At 60.4% G+C, this 16,756-nt stretch carries 11 protein-coding genes; 8 read left to right on the top strand and 3 right to left on the bottom strand.

What is annotated here, in order from left to right:
* Positions 1–159: 159 nt before the first annotated feature.
* Together AC1DYC_RS29410 and AC1DYC_RS29405 are read left to right on the top strand one after the other, a co-directional pair.
* On the top strand, positions 160–1,584 hold the full coding sequence (locus AC1DYC_RS29410) for a UDP-N-acetylmuramoyl-tripeptide--D-alanyl-D-alanine ligase (RefSeq protein ID WP_477411191.1): 1,425 nt from the start codon (positions 160–162) through the stop codon (positions 1,582–1,584).
* A 66-nt stretch (positions 1,585–1,650) separates the two neighbouring features.
* Positions 1,651–2,856: a TadE/TadG family type IV pilus assembly protein gene (locus AC1DYC_RS29405; protein WP_477411190.1), complete on the top strand. Its 1,206-nt coding sequence runs from the start codon at positions 1,651–1,653 to the stop codon at positions 2,854–2,856.
* Positions 2,857–2,951: 95 nt separating this feature from the next.
* Here the strand turns inward: AC1DYC_RS29405 and AC1DYC_RS29400 are convergent, their stop codons facing one another.
* Complete coding sequence (locus AC1DYC_RS29400; RefSeq protein WP_477411189.1) at positions 2,952–3,728, bottom strand: alpha/beta fold hydrolase; 777 nt, start codon at positions 3,726–3,728, stop codon at positions 2,952–2,954.
* Between the two features lie 282 nt (positions 3,729–4,010).
* Positions 4,011–4,925 carry an MBL fold metallo-hydrolase gene (locus tag AC1DYC_RS29395; protein WP_477411188.1) on the bottom strand — a complete coding sequence of 305 codons (915 nt, stop codon included), beginning with the start codon at positions 4,923–4,925 and terminating at the stop codon, positions 4,011–4,013.
* A 530-nt stretch (positions 4,926–5,455) separates the two neighbouring features.
* Here AC1DYC_RS29395 and AC1DYC_RS29390 point away from each other — a divergent pair.
* The 5 genes from AC1DYC_RS29390 (at position 5,456) to AC1DYC_RS29370 (ending at position 13,746) form a co-directional block, all read left to right on the top strand.
* Positions 5,456–7,681 (top strand): mechanosensitive ion channel family protein, encoded by a 2,226-nt coding sequence (locus tag AC1DYC_RS29390; RefSeq protein WP_477411187.1) that lies wholly within the window; start codon positions 5,456–5,458, stop codon positions 7,679–7,681.
* Between the two features lie 480 nt (positions 7,682–8,161).
* The gene (locus AC1DYC_RS29385) at positions 8,162–9,610 is read left to right on the top strand and encodes a TolC family outer membrane protein (RefSeq protein ID WP_477411282.1); all 1,449 of its coding nucleotides are present in this window, start codon (positions 8,162–8,164) and stop codon (positions 9,608–9,610) included.
* A 37-nt stretch (positions 9,611–9,647) separates the two neighbouring features.
* Entirely contained in the window at positions 9,648–11,780 is a 2,133-nt protein-coding gene (locus AC1DYC_RS29380; RefSeq protein ID WP_477411186.1) for a type I secretion system permease/ATPase, read from the top strand.
* A gap of 45 nt (positions 11,781–11,825) precedes the next feature.
* Positions 11,826–13,115: an HlyD family type I secretion periplasmic adaptor subunit gene (locus tag AC1DYC_RS29375; RefSeq protein WP_477411185.1), complete on the top strand. Its 1,290-nt coding sequence runs from the start codon at positions 11,826–11,828 to the stop codon at positions 13,113–13,115.
* Positions 13,105–13,746, top strand: a complete 642-nt coding sequence (locus AC1DYC_RS29370; protein WP_477301986.1) for a ribbon-helix-helix domain-containing protein — start codon at positions 13,105–13,107, stop codon at positions 13,744–13,746. Before AC1DYC_RS29375 ends, AC1DYC_RS29370 begins: the two co-directional genes overlap by 11 nt.
* A gap of 151 nt (positions 13,747–13,897) precedes the next feature.
* Here the strand turns inward: AC1DYC_RS29370 and AC1DYC_RS29365 are convergent, their stop codons facing one another.
* Positions 13,898–14,842: a transglutaminase-like cysteine peptidase gene (locus AC1DYC_RS29365; RefSeq protein ID WP_477411184.1), complete on the bottom strand. Its 945-nt coding sequence runs from the start codon at positions 14,840–14,842 to the stop codon at positions 13,898–13,900.
* A 322-nt stretch (positions 14,843–15,164) separates the two neighbouring features.
* On the opposite strand from AC1DYC_RS29365, the gene AC1DYC_RS29360 reads away from it, so the two are divergent.
* A partial coding sequence (locus tag AC1DYC_RS29360) for an Ig-like domain-containing protein (RefSeq protein WP_477411183.1) occupies positions 15,165–16,756 on the top strand: 1,592 nt, incomplete at its 3' end.

Genomic DNA, 16,756 nt, shown 5'->3' with positions numbered 1-16,756 from the left:
CCGGACGAGTATGTCAAGTGCGTGCGTGCCTTGGTGTAGCTCGGCAAGCAGGAGATACCTCGAGAACATCCGAGTTCAGCAGCCGGCGGGCGCCTGCTGGCGAGGCCTCGTCGTCGGCTATGCCGAAAACAGCGGGGCGGCGGCACAACGGAGAAGGAAATGAGCCCTTGGACGAAGGCTGAGCTTGCGGAGATCACGGGAGGCGTATGGGAAGGTGACCTGCCTGAAGACTGGACGACGGACCGGATAGCCTTCTCGCACGAACTGATCGGTCCCGGTACGCTCGTCATCCCGCGCGTTGGTACGTACCGTTACGGTGTAAGCGCGACGAAGATCGCGCGCCTCGGGCGACAGGGGCTCGCGCTGCTTGCGGACACCGAGTACTGGCCCAACGTCGAAGACTTGCCGTTGCTTCGGGTGCCTTCGGTCCGCATCGCCATGAAATATCTCGCCGAGCGAGCGCGGGCTGCCTACAGCGGACGCCTGATCGCGGTTGGCGGCAGCGTCGGCAAGACGAGCACCACGGCGATGGTCGATGCCATCCTTACCGCCGCTGGCCATCCACCGCTTTCGGGCGGGAACTTCAATACCGTCGATGGCGTGCTTGGTCAGATGGCCAACCTCCCTCCTGATGGCATCCATACTGTCGAGGTGGCGATTAGCTTTTTTCGGCGACGCCATAGGGCGTTCGCGATCAAGCCGCATGTCGCACTCATCACGACGATCGGCGACGCCCATCTCGAAGAGTTCGGCTCGCGCGAGGCCATCGCCGAATTGAAATCCCGTCTGTACGACGTCGCCGAGGGCGGCACAGCGATCGTCCCTCGGGATTCCGAGTATTTCGAATACCTCCGCGCTCGCGCCTTGTCATTCAAGGCGAAGGTCGTGTCCTTCGGTGAACATGCAGAGGCTGACTACCGGCTCCGGGACTACACACCCGGCGACCAAGTAGTGCGCGCCGTCCTGAAGGGCCGGGATTTCGCCTACAAGCTAGGTATACCAGGGCGGCACATGGCAGTGAACAGCCTTGGCGCCCTTGCGGCGGTCGATTCGCTCGGCCTTGATTTGAGTGCTGCGACCAACGCGCTCGGGGTGGCGGAGGCCATCGACGGACGCGGTAAAGTCATACGCATCGCCCTAGCCTCCGGCGAGGCTCAGATCGTCGACGAGGCTTACAACGCAAATCCGACATCCGTAGCCGCCGTGCTGGCTGCATTCGCTCAAGGGCAGCGCAAAAGCGGGGACCGAAAGCTTGCCCTAGTTGGCGACATGCTGGAACTCGGGCCGCGATCGGCTGAACTCCACGCAGGTCTCGCGGAACCCGTCCTCGCGGCAGATCTGGACATGGTGATGACGGTCGGGGAGCAGATGAAACATCTCCGTCGCGCCCTGCCGGCGCGCCTGCTCGGTCCGCACTACGCGACAGCAGAGGACGTCTTGCCCGATCTCGTCAGCATCCTGCGCGCGGGAGACCACCTTCTTGTGAAGGCTTCGCACGGCACGGGACTGCATGAAGTCGTAACTCGCTTGCGCCGTCAGCTTGGCCACGTCAGCAGGGCAACGTCTGGGAGTCAATTAAGTTAGAGTATTCTAATTTAGTAAAGTGTAAACGCAGTTCGATCTAGGCTGCTTATCTGCGAGGGCATCTTAATGCGAAAGCTGAAGGACCTGCTGCTCGATAAGCGGGGAAACATTGCTGTGGCAGCGGCCTTGGTGGCGCTACCGCTGTGCTTGGTCCTGGGCGTGAGCATCGACATTACCAATGCCGTCACCTTCAAATCCAGGCTGCAAGAACTGGCTGATTCTGCCGCTCTGGCAGCTATAGAGAGCGAGGGGAAAGACGAGGAAGCTATTCTGGCCGCCAAGAACCTTGCGCTTGGCAACGGCTCTTTGGACGTCGGCGCAGTCGTTCAAGTCGACCTTACAACGCCGACTCCCGTGTCGCGGGAGGCAGCCGTTGAAATCGCCGCCGCAATGCCGACACAGTTTATGAACCTTGCCGGCATTCGGACGATCAGCCTTCACGTCACGGCAAAGGCACGAAAAGCCCCCCCGGAATATTGCATCTATGCTCTCGATCCAGACTCAACCGGAGCGCTGAGTGTGACCGGCTTGGGAAAGATGTCGGTGCCAAACTGCGGCATCCAGGTAAATTCTTCCAGCTCCAAAGCACTGAGACACGTTGGGGCCGGGAAAATCGCCGCGACAAAAATCTCGGTAGTCGGCAATTACCAAGGCGGCGGATACAGCGTTCCCCCGAAGACGAACCAGCCCTCCCTCGCCGACCCACTTGTCAGCACACCGGAACCGGTCCCGCCGGTCGGTTGCGATTACAACAATCAGATGCTCTCGGATGTCACCATTCCGGCCGGGCGGGTGTTCTGCGGAAGCATCGACTTTGGTGGAAAGGTTGTGCTCTCCCCAGGCGTTCATTACTTTCACAATGCGATAGTCGGCATCGCCAACAATGCGAAAATAACAGGCAAGGAAGTCACCATATTCGTCGATTCCAAATCCAGCATCATACAGGCAGGCGGGAACGGCGCCATGGACCTCTCCGCGCCCACGAGCGGCGTTTATACTGGCATTGCCATCTTCGGATCGCGCACCGCCTTGACAGCATTGCCGACCATATCGCTTGCAACAAACAAGAATTACTCGATAAATGGGACAATATACTCACCAATGCATCGCCTTAAGATGAAAGGGACCTACGATAAAAAGTTGGCCACCGACCTAGGTTGGATTGTTGCTTGGCAATTCTCATACAATGGAGATTCGAGCGTCAACCTGGACGGCTATAGCGGCACTCCGCCAAAGGGTCTCGGAGACGCCGCTATCGTGCTGCTACAATAAAGGGAGACGATACCGGCTTCGTGCCTTTGTAGACGGCCCGTGTAGAAGGCCCGTCCGGCGATGGCGGGGGAGCACACCTCCCCCGCCGCTTTGGTTCATTGAGCCGAGAGGGCCTCGGCCGCCTTCTCGATGATCTTGGCCACAGCCTTGGGCTGCGACACGTAGACCGCGTGGCTGGCTGCGACCTCGGTGATTTGTGACTTGGCGCGATCGGCCATCAATTTCTGGACGCGCGGCGGGATCATCTTGTCGTCGGTGGTCAACAGATACCAGGAAGGCTTCGTCTTCCAGGCCGGGTCGCTCACCTTGCCGCCCGCGCCTTCAAGGCCGAACGGCACCTGCGAGGCGTACATGAACCCGGCGAGTTTGTTGCTGACATCGCCGGCGAAAGAGGTGTGGAACTTCGCCTTGTCGAGGAACAGGAAGCCGTCCACGGGCGGCAGGATCGGCGGCACCGGGTCTGCTTTCTCAGGGTTGGCCAGCATGTCGATGATGGACTGCCCCTTGTCGGGAGCGAAGGCCGCGATGTAGACGAGGCCCGCAACATTGGCGTCCGTACCGGCTTCACTGATGACGGCACCGCCATAGCTGTGGCCAACCAGCACGACCTTGCCACCCATGGCATCGATCGCACGGCGGGTGAAGGCCGCATCGTCCTTGAGGGATACGGTCGGGTTCTGGACGACGCTGACGGTGTAGCCATCCTTGGTCAGGATGTCGTAGACGCCTTTCCATCCCGAACCGTCGACGAAGCCGCCGTGCACAAGCACGATGTTCTTGACGCTGGCGGGGGACTTGGCCAGGGCCGGGGTTGCGAAAGCCGTGCCCATGCCGATGAGGATGGCGGCGGCGGTGAGTGCGATCTTGGTCATTTCAAGTACTCCTGGGTTCAAGGCCGGGTTGATGGTTTCAGACGCTGCTTGGCGGCTGTCTGTGTGTTGCAGGAGGACTATGCGGCAGAGTTGGAACGCGTGCTTTGAGGCGGCCTTCAGAGCGCGTTGTTTTTGCCTTGAGATCGCTTTGATTTTGCGTCCACGGAAGCCGGATCGTCTGCAGAGGCCCACTCCGCGCTTCCGTAGCATCTGCGAAAAAGGCCGGCCCTCTTGATGAGGGCCGGCCCGTCGACAGGTCTTCAGGATGAATGGCCTGGACGATCAATAGTCCCAGAAGGCCGGCACCCAGCGAAAGGCGTCGCCGGCGATCGCCACCCGGCCAATGGACGGGAATGGCATATGAGTGGCCACCAGCATCTGACCAGTCGCCGCCATCTCCCGCAAAAGCCGGATCCGAACGCGGACCGCCTCCTCAGGGTCGTGTTCGAAACCATTGTGCCAGTCAGGGTGGTCGAACCCGACCGGGAAAACTATGTCGCCAGCAAACGTCAGCCCCTCATCACCGGATGATACGCGAACCACGCTGTGCCCGGGGGTGTGGCCTCCAGTGCGACGGACGATCACGCCCGGCGTCACCTCATGCTCTTCCTCGAACGGGCGCAAATGGCTGCGGTAGTCGTTCAAGAACCGCTTGGCGGCCGATCGAAGCACATCCGGCACCGGCGAGGGCATATCGGTGTGGGAGAAATCGGGCGCTGCCCAGAAGTTGACCTCCGCGGCGGCCACGTGGATTTGCAGGTCCGGGCGCAGCCGGTCTTTTACCCCGTCGACGAGCAACCCGCCAACGTGGTCCATGTGCATGTGGGTAAGCACCACGTCAGTCACGGACCCAAGGTCGATACCGGCGGCTTCCAGTCGACGGGCCAACTGCCCGGCCCGCGGAAAGCCCGGAAATTCTGTCCCCAACCCGGCGTCGACGAGGATGGTCCGGCCGCCGCTGCGCACCACGACGACATTCAGCGCCCAGTCGAACGCATCCGGCCCGAGGAATATGTCCTTGAACCATGCCGCCCGGACGGCCGGGTCGACATTGGTGGACATCGTCTCGGTTGGCAGAGGCAGCACCCCATCGCTGATGATCAGCACCTCAATGTCGCCGATCCGCAGCGCATAGCGCGATGGGACCAACTCGTCGGGCCTCGGTCTTTCGACATGTGCGGTGTTGTTTGAGCTCATGTTTGTCTCCTGCTGCCAGCGGTTTTGGACCGACCAGGTCGGCCCGACCGATAATGACGCCACGGTCGATTTGGTTATTAAGGATATTGCACATCCTTGTGGATATCAATTATCCTTAATTGGCGAACTGTAAAGCCCTTCCAGCATAAGGGACAGACATAAGGCTTATGTCGAAAACACCGGGGAATGGCGATGGACATCCCAAAACGTCTGGGGCCACTTTTATCAATAAAATCAACTGCTATTGTGGGTCAGCAAGACGCGGCGGCGTGCTCCCTGTCGCGAGCGCACGAAGCAAAGGCCATGATGACAGCCTTGTCGGTCGCCAGCTGTCCTGCCCATCGGGCTAGCCAGGAACGATGAGACTTGCGCCACAACATCGGCTTGTTCAAGGTAGGAACAACGGCGGACCTGGCTGTCTTTGCTCGCCGATTTGACCGGAAGGTTACAGCACGATGCCACTCATGAATCGACGATTGGGCGCCAAGACTCTGGCGCGCCCTACACGACGTCTCGGAGATCTGAAGGCGATGTTTGTCCTGATTGCCAGGCCGCTCGTGTTTGTGATCGCCCTTTTGTTGGCTGGTCAGGCACAGGCGCAGGCGCCGGCAGCCGTCCCGCCTGAAAGGGTCAAACAGCTGTTCGAGCTTCTCGACGATCCGTCGGTGAAGGCCTGGGTGGCCGAACAACGAAATCAGGACGCTGGATCGACGGGAGCGCCTGCCGAGGCAGCTGCTTCGCCGACCGACGCATCGTCCGACGCCGTGGCCACACCAGGTCCGATGAATACGATGGCGTCCTCGACGCTCGATCGGATCAAGCATCATATCGAAAAAATCGTGCGGACTTTGCCCACGCTGCCAGGCCAGTTCGCGCGCGTCCGGGCCAATACTATGGACGATATGTCCAGCAGGGGGCCTGTCGGCATATTGGTGCTGATTGCGATCTTCATCGCCGCCGGCCTGGCACTCACCTGGGCAATATACAAGCTCACCCGTCCATTTCGCCTCTGGGTCATCGCGCAGCCGAAAGATACGCCCATCGGGCGGACCAAGAAGATCGGCGGTCGCACGCTTTATTCCAGCATGATGATCGGCTCGTTCGCGCTGGGCAGCGCCGGCGCGTTCATGCTGTTCGACTGGCCAATGCTCATCCGCGAGATCGTGCTGACATTTCTGATGGCTGCGGTCTTTACGTGGGCTGTGCGCATATACGTCATGGCCCTGCTCGTCCCTTCCTTCATGGAGGTCGAGCACGCCGTCGAGGTTCGCGCCCTGCCGATCACCAACGAAGCGGCTGATCATTGGTCCTATTGGCTGCCCCGGATCATCGGCGTTTTCGCCTTCTTCGCCGCCGCGTTTGTCCTTTTGCCGGGTCTCGGCATCGACCAGGACGGAATGATGGTCCTGTCGGTGGGCGCCGATTTCATACTGCTGTTGCTCTTTCTGCTAGCCGTTTGGCGTCGGCCAAGAATACTGCGAGACGATGCGCGCCACAGCGGTCATACGGCGGTGACATGGTTGTTGACAGCTTATTTCGTCGTTCTGTTCCTCGAGCGCATCGCCGGCCTCTACACCCTCTTCTGGTTTACCTTCGCCGCATTCTTCCTGCCCCTGGCAATCGTGCTGACGGAGCGCGGGGTTAATTTTGTCCTGCGGCCGGGTTCGGAAGATGCTGGCCGACCGACTGTCCCGGCGGTCACGATCGCTGTTATCGATCGCGGTATCAGGATGATTTTTATCCTGGCGGCGGCTTACTTTCTCGCGCGTGTCCTGGGCCTGAACATGCAATCCATGCGCGACAGCGATACGACCACCACGCTCATATTGCGCGGCTTGATCAATATCGTGGTCATTGCGCTTGCAGCTGATTTCGGCTGGTCGATCATCAAGGCCTTGATCGAACGAAAGCTGGGCATCGAAGCACCGCACCCTGTGATCAGCGACGAGGAGGTCCCGATCCTCGATCCGCAGCAGGCGCGGCTGCACACGCTGTTGCCGATCCTCCAGAACATTCTGCTCGCATCCATCATCGTGATGGCGGTGCTGATGATGCTCGCCTCGCTGGGTATCCAGATCGGCCCGCTGATCGCCGGCGCCGGCGTCGTCGGCGTCGCGGTGGGCTTTGGCGCACAAACGATCGTCAAGGACATCATTTCGGGCGTGTTTTTTCTGCTCGATGATGCGTTTCGCGTCGGCGAATACATTTCCTCGGGCAACTACAAGGGTACCGTGGAAAGCTTTTCGCTGCGCTCGGTGAAGCTGCGCCACCATCGTGGTCCGCTGTTCACCATACCTTTCGGTGAACTCGGCGCAGTCCAGAACCAGAGCCGTGACTGGGTGATCGACAAATTCAACATCACCGTCGGCTATGACACCGATATCGACTTCGCGCGCAAGCTTATCAAGCGAATCGGCCTCGAACTGGCGGAAGATCCCGAGTTCAAAAACTGGGTGCTCGACCCGATCAAGATGCAGGGCGTACAGGAGTTCGGCGAGTACGGCATCGTCTTGAGGGTCAAGGCCATGACCAGACCCGGAGGCGCCTTCGGCATGAAACGCAAATTCTATGTGCGCCTGCGCCAGGTCTTCAAAGAGCAGGGAATCGAACTGCCATTTCCGACTGTCCACGTCCAAGGGCTGCAGAACCCACATGAGGCGGAGAATGCGCCGTTGGAGATCACGCCCGAGTTGCAAATGGCCGTCGCGCAGTCGCACACCAATCGGCGCAGAAAAAAAGCCGGCACAACGGACTAGGAAAGCTCTGACACCCCCGGCCACCGCGCGGGCTTTCCACTTGGGCGCCTTCGGCTTGAGGGTCTCAGACCGGGGAAACGGGCATATGTGGTCGGCAGCGCTCAACCAGAGTGTCGCTCCCACTTGAAGGTCCTCGGGATTGGGCTGAAGCTTACGTGCCAATGACAGCCGTCAACCAGGAGTTGCCGATATCCGCAGGGAAATATGCACCCAGAAATAGTCGGTCTACCAGCGGAAAAGTGGTTGTAAGAGAGCCTTGTAGCCCTTTTCGTAAGCCTTCCCGTTTGCCATGTGCGAGGTCGGATAGAATCGGCCTGAACTCGCAGCCGGGCATTTTTTGTGCTATTTTTGCTACATTCTGCAAATTTATGGCCTGAACCCAACGTTTTAGTGGCCACTAAAATGTAAATTTGTAGATAATCGTGCTTGGGTTGTAGCGCTTGGAATAAGGTGCAGGGGGAAACGTTGGGGCGGGGTAAAATGAATTCGACAACTATTTCTGCCATAGGCAAGCGACTTGGCCTGCTGACGACGGTTGCCATATTGAGCTGCGGGAATGCCCACGCGCTCACTCTCAAAGAAGCCATGGCAGTCGCAGTGGAGTCCAATCCCGAGATTGGCCAGGCCATCGAAAACCGCGAAGCAATCGAATTCGAACTGCGCCAGGCGAAGGGGCTTTATCTTCCCAGCGTCGACCTGGAAGCGTCCGCGGGGGCTCGGCGCCTCGACAATCCGGACAGGCGCTCTCTTTCCATCGAGAACGACACGCTCTATCCAGCTGAAACCGATCTCACGGTTACGCAGACCCTCTACGACAGCGGTGCAAGGCGTGCCGAACTAAACCGCCAGGCCTCGCGCGTCGACGGCGCCTCGTTCCGGGTTCTGGAACGGTCCGAATTCATCGGGCTCTCGGTTGTCCAGGATTATCTCGAAGCCATGTTGCAGGCCTCGATCGTCGCCGAGGCGAAGAAGAACCTCGGATTCCATCAGGGAATTCTCGGCGACATCCGGCAAGGCATTGCCGGCGGCGCGCTGAACGAGGCCGATCGTCAGCAGGCTGAGGAACGGCTGTTCGCCGCCAAGGCCCGTGTGCAGGAAGCCACCGAGGAACTAGAGGCAGCAAAGATCCGGTTCTTCAAGACTGTCGGAAAGCCGCTGACCAGTGCATCGAGGCCGGGCGATGTGTCCGCCGCGCTGCCGAGATCGCTTGATGAAGCAATCGGGTTGGCAAGACAGAACAATCCGCGCGTGCATATGGCCAACAGCGATATCGACGCCGCGGCCTCCCTCGTGGATGCCGCACGGGCAAAATTCGGGCCCTCGATCACCGCCGAAGGTGTCGCCCGGGCAGGATCCGACATCGATGGCAGTGACGGCGACACGAGCGACCTTCAGGCAAGGGTCGTGCTGCGCTGGAACCTTTATCGCGGCGGCATCGACAAGGCCAACGAGCAGGAACAAATCCGCCGCACCAGCGAGCAGCGCCTTGTCCTGCACCAGGTCCTGCGCGAGATCGAGGAAGCCGTCCGTACGTCATGGGATCGCCGCTTCCGGCAGGCCGATCTGGCCAAGACGCTGAAGCTTCAGGCCGCCGCCAACGAAAGGCTGGTGGCGTCCTATCGCGAGCAGTTCAAGGTCGGGCAGCGCTCGCTGCTCGACGTGCTCGATGCGCAGAACACCAGGTTCAACACAGCGACGCTTGCCGACACCGCGTCCTACGCGTCGCTTTTCGCCCAGTACCGGCTGCTGGCGGCAACCGGACAGTTGCTGAACACCATGGGCCTTCATCCGGCCAAGCAGGCAACCGCCTACGCCAAGGCAGAGTTCAATGCACCGGAAACGGCCGACACCGAAACCTATGCACGCACGCCGTCGGAGCAAAAGAACGATCTGCCTTTTGACATCCTCGCGCCAGTAAGGAAGAAATAGGAAGGCCAAGGTCGAACGATAGTCCTGCGGGCGGATCGTGAACCCACAACCTAAAATCCTGTCCCCAAAGGAGGCCTTCAAGGCCTGCTTTTCGGCTGTTGCCGGCTACCTCGGCAGGCCGAGTGCCGAGACCGTGCTTTTTGCCGGCGTGCCGCTGTCGGATACCCAAATCGATATCGACGCCGTTCGGCATCTTGCCGAACGCATCGGTCTTGAAATCACAGAGTTCAGCCATCGCGACTTTCTTCGCGGACGCATCGACCTCCCCGCCATCCTGTTTCGCGTCAGCCAATTGCCGGTGGCGCTGCTTGCCGAGACAGCGGACGGTGAATTTACCACCGCTCCCCAGGAGGACGGCCGCACAACAATCAGCAAAGCCGAACTTGCCGGAAGCTTCATAAGCGGCGGCGTTTCCTTCTCGATAACCTATGCCAATGCAGTCGAGGGGATGAGCGTCGGCTCGGCGGCCAAGATTGAGCGGCGACATTGGTTGACCGGAACGATGGGGCCATTCTGGCGCACCTATTCGAAGGTCATTCTGTCGGCGGTATTCATCAATCTGTTGGCCCTTGCCTCGCCGATCTTCACCATGAATGTCTACGACAGAATCCTGCCAAACAAGGCGATATCGACGCTTTGGGTGCTGTCGATCGGCATCGGCGCGGTCATTCTGTTCGACCTGCTGTTGAAAACTGCCAGAGCGTCGCTGATCGACTATGCGGGGCGCAAGGCCGATCTTCGCATCTCCTACATGCTGTTCGAGAAGGTGCTGAACTCGTCCTTGTCGGCACGGCCCAGCTCAACCGGCGAATATGCAAATCGGGTGACGCAGTACGAGTTCGTGCGCGAGTTTTTCACGTCGAACACCATCAGCGTCTTCATCGACACAGCATTCGTCTTCGTCTTTCTTCTTGTCATCTATGCGATAGGCGGCTGGCTGGTCATCATACCGGCCATTGCCTTTGTCGCCTCCGTGATCGTCGGGCTGATCACACAACGGCGTATCGGCAAACGGGTTGCTGCTTCCATGAACGAGGCTTCGCAACGCCAGGCCCTGCTGGTGGAGTCCATCTCCACGCTGGAGACGATCAAGTCGCTGCGGGCAGAGGCGTACCTTCTGCGAAAGTGGGCAGAGCACTCCAAGAACGCATCCAACACGTCCGAAAAGATAAAGCAGCTGTCGGCTGCCGCCGGCAACATAACGCAGGCCATCCAGCAGCTGGTGACCGTCGCCCTGATCGTGGCCGGCGCCTATGCCTTTTCGGAAGGACATGTCTCCACCGGCGCCATCATCGGCACCGTCATGCTGGCAGGCCGGGCCGTGGCCCCGCTCGGGCAGATCGCGATCACCTTGTCCAGACTTCGTCAGGCAATGCTCTCCTTGCGGATTGTCAACTCGATCATGGCGCAGCCGGAGGATCGGCCGGACACGGTTGGTTTCGTCAACCGCCCCATTCGCAATGGCGCGATGGCGTTCAGGAATGTCGGCTTTGTCTATCCGGGTTCCGAAAACGAAGTTCTGACCGGCGTGAATTTCTCGGTGAAGCCCGGAGAACGGATCGGCATCATCGGTCGCATAGGCTCGGGAAAGACCACGATGGGGCGGCTGATCGGCAGGCTCTTCCTGCCGACCTCCGGCGAGCTGCTGCTGGACGGGATCGACATCCGCCAATACCACCCGTCGGAGGTTCGTGCGGCGGTCGGTATCGTCGCGCAGGCCAACGATCTGTTTTCGGGCACCATCAAGGAAAACCTCCTGATGGCGTGCCCGGAGGCCACCGATGAACAGATCGTCGAAGCGGCCAAGGCTGCCGGCGTTGACGATTTCGTCTCCCGCCATCCGCGCGGCTACGACATGAATGTCGGCGAGCGCGGCACCAATCTCTCGGGCGGCCAGAGGCAGACAATGGCAATTGCCCGCCTGTTGCTGACCAAACCGAAAATCGTCTTCCTGGACGAACCGTCCGGCTCGATGGATCTGGCTTCCGAGCGCCAGCTGATCAAGCAGCTCAAAGTGGCCTTCGATCGCAGCACGACACTGATCGTTTCAACGCACCGCTACAGCATGCTAGAGTTGGCCGACCGCCTGATTGTCATCGAGCAGGGCAAGATCGTTGCCGATGGACCGAAAGACCAAGTGATACAAGCGCTGCAGAGAACGAGCGCCTGACAGAACAGACTTGTTGAGTGCATTCAATACGTTGGGGCGTTGGAAATGCTTGCCAGGGAAGACCGTCCGCCGCTTTTCGCGTCGGCGTCGATATTCATCATCGGAGCGCTTTTTGCGAGTTCGGTCGCTTGGGCGTCCTTTGCCGAGGTCGATGAAATCGCACGCGGCGACGGCAAGATCATACCGGCGTCGAAGACCCAGATCATCCAGGCCAGCGAGCCGGGCGTCGTTCAGGAAATTGCCGTGACGATCGGGCAGGTCGTCAAGAAGAACGACCTCATCATTCGCCTCGACAACACCTTCAACACGTCCAGCCTTGGCGAGCAGCAGGCCAAGGCGCGGGCGCTGCAGACGCGCATTGCACGGCTCAAATTCGAACAGACCGGCAAACTCGAGGGCGCGTTTCCCTGTCCGCCCGAGATCCAGAAGGTGGCGCCGGAAATCTGCGACAACGAGCAGAAGCTGCTCATCGCGCGGCGCGACAATTTCGAAGTCAAGCTGTCGGTTCTCAAGTCGCGCCTCGATCAGCGCGAGAAGGAACTGGACGAGGCCAACGCCAACGCCGATCGGCTGACCAAGAATCTGGCCGTCAGCGACCAGGAGGCGAAGCTGGTCGAAGCGATGGTCAAGAAAGGCCTGATGGCGCGAACCGAGCAACTGCGCGTCGAACGCGAGCAGACCGAGCTCAACGGCCAGCTGGCACTTGCCGGAGAAACCATCAAGAAAGCCATGTCGGCCATCACCGAAGCCAAGCTTCAGGTCGACGAACTCGGCCTGCAATTGCAACAGGAAGCGCTCAGCGATCTGACAGAGGCGCTGGCCGACCTCTCGGTGGTGGATGAGACGATACGCGGTGCCACCGACAAGGTGGCGCGCACCGACATACGGTCGCCTGTCGACGGTATCGTTAACACGCTCGATATCAACACGGTCGGCGCCTTCGTTCAGCCCGGCGCCGTGGTCGCGGGCATCGTGCCGACCTCCGAGACCCTGCTGGTCGAAGCGCGGGTTTCGCCGCGAGACGTCGCTTTCATCCGGCCGGGCCAGGATGCACTGATCAAGGTGACTGCCTATGACTTCTCGATCTTCGGCGGCATCGAAGGCAAGGTCTCGAACATCACCGCCGACAGCCTTGTCGACCAGAAGACCGGCGAGCCCTACTATCAGGTTCGCGTCGCCACCGACAAATCGACGCTGACACGCGACGGCAAGACCTATTCGATCATCCCCGGCATGATCTGTTCGGTCGACATCAAGACCGGACGCAAGACGATCCTCACCTACCTGATGAAGCCGATCAACAAGGCGCGTGAGGAGGCGATGAGTGAGCGGTAGCTTGATCTCCCCTCCTGCCGATCGCGACCGGCTGCTGCCACCGCTGGCGGCAGAGGATTTCGGACTGGAGTTCCGGGTTGTGGCGCGCGGCGGCACGCGCCGCGGTATTCGCCTGGAGCGGGCGTTCTGGACCTCGCTGAAGCAAATGGCCGAAAACCGCAGATGCACGATCGGCATGCTGATCGAAGAGATCGCCGAGAGTCACGCCAACACCGGAAACCTGACATCGGCAATCCGCGTGGCCTGCATGCGTGGACTGGCCGACGAGAACCTCACCCTGCAAAGGCTGGCGTCGATCAAGACCATCAACGCCATTCTGGTCGCCTGTCCCTCGCCGGCCTTTGCCCTGTCATCGTCGAAGAAGATCCTGACGTTCAATGCGCCGTTCCAGCAACTGGTACGTCGTCAATTGCCGGTGGCGCCGAACGAGGACGCGCGCCACGACCTCAAGCTGGCGCTGGACCTCAATGTCGCCGACATATTCGCCAGGCTTGACGCCAATGGCGAGACCCCGGTCTCCACCGGTTTCGTCATCGGCGCCGGCGATCGCCGCTACCGGGGTCAACTGAACGCGGTGCGGGCGCCGGTGGTCGAGCCGGAACTGCTGATGGCGTTCGTGTTCGGCGGTTAGAACGTTTCACCGGTTCACGGAAACGGCGAGCCGCTCTATCCCTTTGTTTTTCGCAATCCCCAAGGGAAAGCGCTACGCGCTTTTCCCGGGAAAACCGCTCACAGTTTTCCTGGAATTGCTCTAGGGCGCAGAAGACACCCTGACAACATACTTACTGCTGCAGACCTTCGCCCGGCGCGACCGTCGAAAGGCCGCCCTTGATGTCGGCGATTTGCGCAGAGCCGGTCTTTGCGCCATGGATCCACGCGCGGTCGGTGCTGAACGAATACAGCGGCACGTAGCTCGGCAGATCGCTGTCGCGCGAAACGACATTGCTCAGGCTGTCGAGAATGAAAACGCCGCTGCCGGTGCTGACCGACAGCACGGCATGAAAGAAACCGCGCTTGCGATCCTGCAGGACAACCAGCGACATGCTCTGAGCCGGGATGCCTGCATGCAACAGCGCAGCCATCTTCAGGATGGCGAAATCCTCGCAGTCCCCTGCCCGCCGCTCGAGGATTTCCGAGGGTTTGGCCCAGTAGTCGAGCTTGCCGTAAACCACGCTGTCCTTCTTGTAGGCGATCGCACGGTTTATACTTGAGTTGACGAAGGACAACTTGTCGATGAAGCGCTTGTCCCGGGCTGCCTCGACGATCCCGGCGAAGATGCTGTTGTTGCGCTCGCATGCGCTGGCCGCGGTGCACTCGACAATAGCCTTGTAGACGGGCGCCCAGCGCGCCGAAACCGGGAAATTGCGCATCGACAGGGCAACCGAACCGAAGACGCCGGGAATGATCGCCGCCGTCTGGATCGGGTCGATCCCGGCGTCGTCCTGCGCGATCGAAGGATCACGCTTTTCATGAACGGCAACAGGACTATAGCTGCCGAAAATCATGCCGATCGTGTAGGCCGAAACAGGCTGCCAAGGTTGCGGCCGCAGCAGTGAAACGCCGCCGAGACTGGGCGGGGTTTCGACCGCCGCCAGCAGCGCGTCGGTGCGGCCGACGTCAGCTGCGATGGCGCTCGCGGATGATGGCTGCGGCAGGCTTGCGATGCCGATTGCCAGCAGGAGCAGCTTGAGCCCGGTGATTCCCGCGGCAGATTTTTCTTTTTTCATAACGCCCACCTTTGACTGTGGACGCTACCCATCTTGTCTCAAATTACTGGAAAGGAAGGTGGATAAGTTTCTCGCAAACGAAAACATCTATTTCGTGTAAAATTTTATTCAAATTTATACTTCTGCTTACCAACCTAGCAGGACCGGCGGATATCAAACGCAGCGCGACTCAGCCAATGTATATCAGGTTATATGTTAGGTGTTTACCACGCGTAAAAAATGCTGAAATGGGCATACCAGAATATATTAAAGTGATTGCGGGATAGTTGCAAAGCAGGGGCCGTCACTGTCTCTTTCCGGGAAATACCGGAGGGGTTTGGTTATGGCGAACAGTAACGAATTGGACACCGTCTCGAATTCTTGGGATGAGCACTCTGCTCCCCATGAACATGGCGGCTCGCCGGCGCAGGCAGGGATCCAGGTGGCGCAGGCCGCGCAGCCGGCGCCTGCCGAGCCCGTACCGGTCGATGTCGGCAGCGGCGCGCCCGTCAAACAGGATGCACCTGCGGAGGCGAAGGCCCCGGATGCAGCTGCGCCGCACGAATACGTGGCCGACGCCAGCAACGTGGTAAAGCTTCCGGCCAACGCCTCGATCGACAACATCAAGGTCGATGGCCACAACCTCGTGCTCGAACAGGCTGATGGCTCGGTGATCGTGATCAAGGATGGCGCGCTCAACGTGCCGACCTTCATCATCGGTGACGTCGAGGTGCCGCGCGTTGCCTTGCTGGCAGCGCTTGAGGCAAGTCATGTCGATGTCGCCTTCGGTGCCGATGGTTCGATATCGGCCGGCCCGGGCGGTTCGAACCCAAGCGCAGGCGCAGATTTCTCGGTTCCCCCCGGTGGCATCGGCGACGGGTTTGGTCTTTCGGCGCTGTTGCCCCCGACAGCCTTGGCATTCGGCCAGCCGGACAACCGCGAGTTGTTTCCGAGCCTGCGGCCGGATTCCACACCGTCGATCATCGACCTGACGCCTTCCGTCGGTGGCGGCGACACCACCGTCAACGAAAAAGGCCTGCCGGCAAGTTCCGGGTCGGAAGGCTCGGGCGAGGCGCAAGATGCTGCTCCCAATACCGACCAGTCGGAGATCAACACCGGTACCTTCACCATCACCTCGCCCGACGGTGTCGCCTCGCTGACGATCGCCGGCCAGGTGATTTCGGGCGCTGCCCTTGCCAACAGCTCAGCGACGCCGATCAACATAACGACGCCGCTCGGCAACATTCTGACCGTCAACGGCTACGACGCCAGCACGGGCCAGGTGAGCTACAGCTACACGCTCGTCCATAGCGCGACTCACCCCGACGCGGGGATCGATTCCATCTTCGACAACATGACGGTGACGGTTACCGACACCGACGGAGACGTGTCCCTTCCGGGCACGCTGTCCGTCCAGATCGTCGACGACGTGCCGACGGCGGTTGCCGATACCGATGCGGTGGCGGCGGGCTCGTTCGGGCCGGTCGGCGGCAATGTGATCGACGGCAGCGGGTCCGACGGCAATGCGGCGGGCGCCGACACCAAGGGTGCCGATGGGGCTGCCGTGGTTGGCGTTGCGGCTGGTAACACCAATGCCGACGTCGACAATGCCGCAACGCTCGGCACTCCCATCCAGGGCCTCTACGGCAAGCTGACGCTSRMYGCCGACGGYACCTACWCCTATACCCGCGATGCCGGCTCGGCCGGCGGCCATGACGACGTCTTCACCTACACTATCAAGGACGGCGACGGCGACACCTCTCACACCACGCTCACCATCTCGATCGGCGACGGAACGCCGACCGTATCGATCCCGGCAGCGGGCGGCGACGACACGACGGTCTATGAGGCTGGCCTGCCGGCGCGCGCCGGCGAGCCTTCCGGCTCGAACGAGCCTGCGACCTCGGAAACGACCTCGGGTACCGGGTACGATCG

It is taken from the genome of Mesorhizobium sp. P2_E7, from assembly GCF_056403855.1.
Note: the sequence above shows the minus strand (reverse complement) of the source record. Positions and strands in the feature narration are given on the sequence as shown.

Coding starts and splice junctions, on each gene's coding strand:
- AC1DYC_RS29410 (WP_477411191.1), top strand. CDS start 160: ATGAGCCCTTGGACGAAGGCTGAGCTTGCGGAGATCACGGGAGGCGTA.
- AC1DYC_RS29405 (WP_477411190.1), top strand. CDS start 1,651: ATGCGAAAGCTGAAGGACCTGCTGCTCGATAAGCGGGGAAACATTGCT.
- AC1DYC_RS29400 (WP_477411189.1), bottom strand. CDS start 3,728: ATGACCAAGATCGCACTCACCGCCGCCGCCATCCTCATCGGCATGGGC.
- AC1DYC_RS29395 (WP_477411188.1), bottom strand. CDS start 4,925: ATGAGCTCAAACAACACCGCACATGTCGAAAGACCGAGGCCCGACGAG.
- AC1DYC_RS29390 (WP_477411187.1), top strand. CDS start 5,456: ATGTTTGTCCTGATTGCCAGGCCGCTCGTGTTTGTGATCGCCCTTTTG.
- AC1DYC_RS29385 (WP_477411282.1), top strand. CDS start 8,162: ATGAATTCGACAACTATTTCTGCCATAGGCAAGCGACTTGGCCTGCTG.
- AC1DYC_RS29375 (WP_477411185.1), top strand. CDS start 11,826: ATGCTTGCCAGGGAAGACCGTCCGCCGCTTTTCGCGTCGGCGTCGATA.
- AC1DYC_RS29365 (WP_477411184.1), bottom strand. CDS start 14,842: ATGAAAAAAGAAAAATCTGCCGCGGGAATCACCGGGCTCAAGCTGCTC.